Origin of the sequence: Inquilinus sp. NPDC058860 (genome assembly GCF_042743185.1) — a bacterium.
Taxonomy (GTDB): domain Bacteria; phylum Pseudomonadota; class Alphaproteobacteria; order DSM-16000; family Inquilinaceae; genus Inquilinus.
In genome coordinates this window covers 110,200-116,224 of record NZ_JBHYMS010000020.1, presented here as the reverse complement: position 1 = coordinate 116,224, position 6,025 = coordinate 110,200, and the positions used below count along the sequence as shown (strand labels likewise).

5 protein-coding genes are annotated in these 6,025 nt (G+C 71.6%); all 5 read right to left on the bottom strand.

The window, feature by feature from the left end:
- Nucleotides 1-126 precede the first annotated feature (126 nt).
- Nucleotides 127-669 carry a MarR family winged helix-turn-helix transcriptional regulator gene (locus tag ACFW16_RS16330; protein ID WP_380306778.1) on the bottom strand — a complete coding sequence of 181 codons (543 nt, stop codon included), beginning with the start codon at nt 667-669 and terminating at the stop codon, nt 127-129.
- A 57-nt stretch (nt 670-726) separates the two neighbouring features.
- Nucleotides 727-2,043 carry an NAD(P)/FAD-dependent oxidoreductase gene (locus tag ACFW16_RS16325; protein ID WP_380306776.1) on the bottom strand — a complete coding sequence of 439 codons (1,317 nt, stop codon included), beginning with the start codon at nt 2,041-2,043 and terminating at the stop codon, nt 727-729.
- 166 nt (nt 2,044-2,209) lie between these two features.
- Entirely contained in the window at nt 2,210-3,274 is a 1,065-nt protein-coding gene (locus ACFW16_RS16320; protein ID WP_380306774.1) for an ABC transporter ATP-binding protein, read from the bottom strand.
- Complete coding sequence (locus ACFW16_RS16315) at nt 3,250-5,070, bottom strand: dipeptide/oligopeptide/nickel ABC transporter permease/ATP-binding protein (RefSeq protein ID WP_380306772.1); 1,821 nt, start codon at nt 5,068-5,070, stop codon at nt 3,250-3,252. Before ACFW16_RS16315 ends, ACFW16_RS16320 begins: the two co-directional genes overlap by 25 nt.
- Complete coding sequence (locus tag ACFW16_RS16310) at nt 5,067-6,017, bottom strand: ABC transporter permease (protein ID WP_380306770.1); 951 nt, start codon at nt 6,015-6,017, stop codon at nt 5,067-5,069. The genes ACFW16_RS16315 and ACFW16_RS16310 overlap by 4 nt, the downstream gene beginning before the upstream one ends.
- Nucleotides 6,018-6,025: the final 8 nt, after the last annotated feature.

The window sequence follows — 6,025 nt, the reverse complement described above, 5'->3', positions numbered from 1 at the left end:
ACCGTAGGCCGGGTTGAATGGAGAGACAGGTTCCATTCGCATTCGCGCGCGGACGCGCGCAGCCCCCTCCCCCTGCCCCCCTCCCGCAAGGGGAGGGGGGACTAAAAAGAAGCTGGGCCGGAGCGGCTAGTCGCCCGATGGCGCCTGCTCGACGTAGCCGACATAGACCTTGCGCAGCAGGCGCAGCAGATCGGCCTGCTCCTGCCCGCTCAGGATCGAGAAGAAGTCGGCGGATTGCCGACGGGCGACGGCGCGCACCTGCCCGGCGACGCGCCGGCCCTTGGCGGTCAGGTACAGCTCGCGCGCCCGCCGCTCCTCCGGCGCGATCTTCTGCTCGATCAGCCCGGCCTGCTGCAGCTGGTCGAGCAGCCGGCCCATGGCCGAACGGTCTTTCAAGATGAAATGCGCCAGCACCGAGGGCCGGATGCCCGGGTTGCGGCCGACCAGCAGCAGCGTCGAGATCTTGCCGGTGCCGCCGGCCACCTCCAGCGCCGCCATCTGCTGGTCCAGGTCGCGGCTGACCAGCAGGTTGACGGTGCGGACGTAGAAGCTGAGCAGGTCGGTGAAGATGTCGAAGTCGATCTCCGAGAAGTCGATCGTCTTCGGGATCTGCGGATTGCTCCGCGGGCGGGCGCGGCCGGCGCGTCCCTCGATGCGGCCATTGCTCATGGCGGGCACAGCCGTCCTTGGTTTCGGTGAAGTGGGTCAACTGACGGTTCCGCATGGTCAAAACGGCGGCGGGTCGAGGCCGTCGCGCCGTGCGGCGCGCTGGTCGCGGATCCGCGACCAGGCCAGCATGACGCGCGGCATGAAGCTCATGTAGACGGGCGCTCGCTGCAGCGTTTCGACCGGCAAAGCGAGATCCTGCGGCGGCGTCCCCGTCGCCCAATCGGCCAGCACCGTGCCCATCATCGTGCCGGTCGGCACGCCGCGGCCGGAATAGCCGAGCGACGCGACGATGCCGGGCGCCAGGCCGTAGAGCCGCGGGAAGGTGCGCGGCTGCATGTCGAGCGCGCCGGACCAGCTGTACTGGAACTCGATGTCGCCGAGCTGCGGCAGCAGCCATTGCAGCTTCCGCCGCATCAGCGCCGTGGTGTAGGCAGGGTCCGTGCCACGCCTTCCCTCGACGAACAGCGAGGTCACCAGCCGCCCGTCCTTGTCGTATTTCCAGATCGAGATGTCGCGCCGGCTGTCGACCACGGTGTTGTTGTCCGGCGCGATCGTCCGGCGGACGTTGTCGCCGAGCGGCTGGGTCGCCAGCACGGCGACGCCGAGCCGGGCGAAGCTCTGCTCCAGCCCCGGCCAGTATCCGTCGGTGTAGGCGCCCGTGCCGCACACCACCTTGTCGGCGACGACGGCGCCGGTGGGGGTCTCGACCCGCCAGCGCCCGCCCAGCGGTCGGATCGCGGTGACCGGCGATCGGGTGAAGATCTGCGCGCCGCGCGAGATCGCCGCCAGCGCCAGGCCGCGGGCATAGCCGAGCGGGTTGAGATGCCCGCCCTCCGGATGGAACCAGCCGCCGCAGAAGCGCGGCGACCCGGTCAGGCGCTGGGCCTCGTCGCGGTCGAGCATCCGGGTGGCCTTGCCGACCTGGGCGTATTCCCGGCAGCGCCGCTCCAGCTTCGCCAGGGCGGCGGTGGCGTGGGCGGCGTGGATGTAGCCGGTCTGCACCGCCTCGCAGTCGATGCCATAGCGGCGGATGACGTCGAAGACCAGGTTGGCGGCGTTGGTCTGCCGCTCGATCAGCCGCGCGGCGAAGGGCTCGCCCAGGATCCGCCGGACGGTCGCGATCTCGTGGACATGGAAGGTCGGGGTGCAGTGGCCGGCGTTGCGGCCCGACCCGCCATGGCCGATCTGCTCCGCCTCCAGCACCACCGCGCCGACGCCGCGCTCGCCGAGATGCAGCGCGGTGGACAGGCCGGTGTAGCCGGCGCCGATCACGCAGACCGGCGCGTCGACGGTCCCGTCCAGCGCCGTCGTCTCCGGCGCCGCGGCCGCCGTGGCGTACCACAGCGACGGCTCGAGCGGTGTCTTGTGTATCATGTCCTCCTCATCCTGGAAGAACTGACACAATTCCGATGAACGAAGAATGCCTACCACAGGCACATCTTGCCTTCTTTTTCATCGCTCGATGATCAGACAGCACACAATCGAATGATCACGAGCCGGGCACTGGTCCTGACATTCGATCGTTTCTTTGGAGCTGAGATTATGATTGTGATCGTCCACTATGGATGGAGTCAAGCATCAAGTCACGCTTCGGCTCGACCGGAAGGACGATCGGCGGCTGTGTGACATCGTCGCGGATGCAGGCGAAACGGTGGCCGGCCGCCGCATCGCGCAGCCGCGGCACCGCCTCGGCACAGGCCGGCAGAGCGTGCGGGCAGCGGGTGCGGAAAACGCAGCCGGAGGGCGGGTCGTGCGGGCTCGGCGGCTCGCCGGCCAGGCGGATGCGCTGCGGCCGCCCGTCGGCCGCGAGGCACGGCGCCGCCGACAGCAGCGCCCTGGTGTAGGGATGGCGGGGCGCGGTGAAGATCGTCCTCACCGGCCCCTCCTCCATCACCCGGCCGAGATACAGCACCACCACCCGGTCGCACAGGTGGCGCACCACCGGCAGATCGTGGCTGATGAACAGCATGGTCAGGCCGAGCTCGGCCCTGAGCGAGGACAAGAGCGCCATGACCTGGGCCTGGACCGAGACATCGAGGGCCGAGACCGGCTCGTCCGCCACCAGAAAATCCGGCTCGGTCGAGAGCGCCCGGGCGATGGCGATGCGCTGGCGCTGGCCGCCGCTGAAGGCGTGCGGATAGCGGTCGGCATGCTCCGGCTGCAGCCCGACCTGGACCAGGAGGTCGCGCACCCGCCGCCGGCGCGCCGCCTCGTCGGCCAGGCGGTGGATGCGCAACCCGTCGGCGATCTGGGCGCCGACCCGGCGCCGCGGGTCGAGGCTGGAGAACGGGTCCTGGAACACCAGTTGCATGCGCCGCCGCAGCTGCCGCAGCGGTTCCCGGCCGAGGCCGGAGAGATCGGTGCCGTCGAACAGCACACGCCCGGCGCTGAGCGGCTGCAGCCCGAGCAGCAGCCGGCCAATCGTGCTCTTGCCCGACCCGCTTTCGCCGACCAGCCCGACCGTCTCGCCGCGCGCAAGCAACAGGCTGACATCGGTCACCGCCTGGACCGGCCGGCCCAGCCCGAACACGCCGCGCCCGCCGAAGCGGCGGCCGATGCCTTCGGCGACGACGAGCGGCGTCACAGCTCCCTCCAGCGCAGGCATCGCGTCCTCCGATCCATGGCGGGCTCGACAAGCTGCGGCCGCGCCGCCTCGCAGGCGCCGGCGCGCATCGGGCAGCGCTGGGCGAAGGCGCAGCCGGCAGGCAGCGCGTCCGGCGCCGGCACCACGCCGGGGATGCCGCGCGGCGGCGGCCCGTCCTCGCGCGGCGCGCTGGCCAGGAGGGCCGCGGTGTAGGGGTGCAGCGGGGCGCCGAAGACCTCGCCGGTGCGCCCCTCCTCCACCACCTCGCCGGCATACATCACCACCACCCGGTCGGCGATCTCGGACACCACCGGCAGGCTGTGGGTGACGAACAGCAGGGCCATGCCGCTCTGCCGCCGCAGCTCGGCCAGGAGGTCGAGGATCTGCGCCTGGATGGTGACGTCGAGCGCGGTCGTCGGCTCGTCGGCGATCAGCAAAGCGGGGTCGTTGGCGATGGCGATGGCGATCATCACCCGTTGCCGCATGCCGCCCGACAGCTCGTGCGGGAAGGACCGCGCCCGCCGCTCCGGGTCCGGGATGCCGACGCGACGCAGCAGCGCCACCGCCTCGCGCCAGGCGGCGGCGCCGGAGATGGCGCGGTGGGCACGGATCGCCTCGGCGATCTGGTCGCCGACCCGGTGCACCGGGTTCAGGCTCGACGCCGGGTCCTGGAACACCATCGCCATGCTGCGGCCGCGGCGCTGCCGCACGGCCTCGGCGTCGAGCCGCAGCAGGTCCGCCCCCTGCAGCCGCACCGCGCCTCCGCCGACCTGCGCCACCGGCGGCAGCAGCCCCATCACCGCCAGGCTGGTCAGCGACTTGCCCGACCCGCTCTCGCCCACCACCGCCACGGTCTCGCCGGGGCGGATGCGCAGCGAGACGTCGCGAACCGCCGGGATCGGCTGCGGCGGCGCGTCGATCTGGATCGACAGGCGATCCAGGTCGAGCACCGCGCCCTCCTCCACCACGGCCTCGGCCGGACCGGCGGCTGCCTGGCGGCGCCGGAAGGGCCGGCGCACCAGGGTCTTGGGATCCAGGAAATCGCGCAGCCCGTCGCACAGGGCATTGAGCACCAGGATGGTGAGGACCAGCGCGATGCAGGGCCACAGCAGCAGCAGCGGCGCCTGGGCCATGGTGGCGCGGGCGCCGCCGATCATCACCCCCAGCGACGGCGCCGGCGGCACCACGCCGAGGCCGAGGAAGGACAGGCCGGATTCCAGCACCACGGCCGAGGCGGTGGCGAGGCTGAACTGCACCAGGATCGGCCCGGCGACGTTGGGCAGGATGGTGCGGGTCATGATCTCGAGCCCGCCCGCGCCCTGGGCCCGCATCGCCTCGACATAGTCCTGCGAGCGGACGGAGAGCACCCCGGCATAGGTCAGCCGGGTGAAGGCCGGGAGATAGACCAGCGCCAGGACCGGGATCAGAGTCAGCATCCCGGGGCCGAGCAGCGTCACCACCAGGAGGGCCAGCAGCAGCGGCGGAAAGCACAGCACCACGTCCATCGACCGGATCGCCAGCACCTCCGCCACGCCGCGGAGATAGCCGCCGAGGATGCCCAGCGCGGTGCCGAGGACTCCCGCCAGAGCGGAGGCGGCGAGGCCGACGAAGAGCGAGGTCCTGAGCCCCCAGACCAGGCGCGAGAGGACGTCGCGGCCATATTCGTCCTGGCCCAGCAGATGAGCCGCCGTCGGCCCGGCGAAGCGGCTCTTCATCGCCATCGCCAGAGGGTCGGCGAGGCCGAGCAGCGGCGCCGCCGCGGCGATCAGCAGAAGGCCGGCGGTCGCCCCGGCCGCGATCCAGGGAATCCGTCTCATGCCCGGCGCACGCGCGGATCGAGGAGTGCGTAGAGCATGTCGACCGCGAGGTTCAGCCCGACGAACAGGATCGAGATCACCAGCACCACGCCGACGACGACCGGATAGTCGCGGGCGTTGACCGCGCCGACCAGCAGCCCCGACAGGCCGGGCCAGTTGAAGACGTACTCGACCAGCACCGTGCCGCCCAAGAGGCTGCCGAGATGCAGCGCCACCACCGTCACCACCGGCATCAGCGCATTGCGGATGACGTGGTGGGTCAGCACCTGCCGCCGCGTCACGCCCTTGGCCATGGCGGTGCGGACGAAGTCCTGCGGCATCACCTCCAGCGCCGCGGCACGCATGACGCGGAAGACGATCGCCGCCAGCCCGGACGCGATGGTGACGGCCGGCATCAGCAGCAGGATCAGGTGCTGCGCCGGGTTCTGGGCGAAGGGGACATAGCCGCCCGCCGGCACCAGGCGCAGCTGCTGGGCGAAGACCATGACCAGCAGCGTGCCGATGACGAAGACCGGGACCGCCTGGGCGAGGCCGGACAGGCCCGACGCGATGCGGTCGAACCAGCCGCCGGCGCGCAGGGCGGCCAGCGTGCCGGCGGGGATGCCGATCACGAGGCTGATCAGCGCGGCGACGCCGATCAGCTCCAGCGTCCGCGGCAGCCGGCGCCCGATCTCCCGCGCCACCGGGCTGCCATCGAGCATCGACACGCCCAGGTCGCCCTGCAGCAGGCCCCACAGGCTGTGGGCGTATTGCGCCAGCACCGGCCGGTCGAGGCCGAGCTGCCGGCGCAGATCCTCGACGATCGCCGGGTCGGGCGCGACGCCGCCCTGGGACAGCAGGGTCTCTGCCGGGTCGCCCGGCACCAGATGGATCGCCAGGAAGACGATGCTGGCGACCAGCCAGATCAGCAGGATCGAAACGGCGAGGCGCTTGAGGAACCAGAGCATGATCGCCC

Excerpts from the sequence above, each read along its gene's own strand:
- ACFW16_RS16330 (WP_380306778.1), bottom strand. The coding sequence starts at position 669 with ATGAGCAATGGCCGCATCGAGGGACGCGCCGGCCGCGCCCGCCCGCGG.
- ACFW16_RS16325 (WP_380306776.1), bottom strand. The coding sequence starts at position 2,043 with ATGATACACAAGACACCGCTCGAGCCGTCGCTGTGGTACGCCACGGCG.
- ACFW16_RS16320 (WP_380306774.1), bottom strand. The coding sequence starts at position 3,274 with ATGCCTGCGCTGGAGGGAGCTGTGACGCCGCTCGTCGTCGCCGAAGGC.
- ACFW16_RS16315 (WP_380306772.1), bottom strand. The coding sequence starts at position 5,070 with ATGAGACGGATTCCCTGGATCGCGGCCGGGGCGACCGCCGGCCTTCTG.
- ACFW16_RS16310 (WP_380306770.1), bottom strand. The coding sequence starts at position 6,017 with ATGCTCTGGTTCCTCAAGCGCCTCGCCGTTTCGATCCTGCTGATCTGG.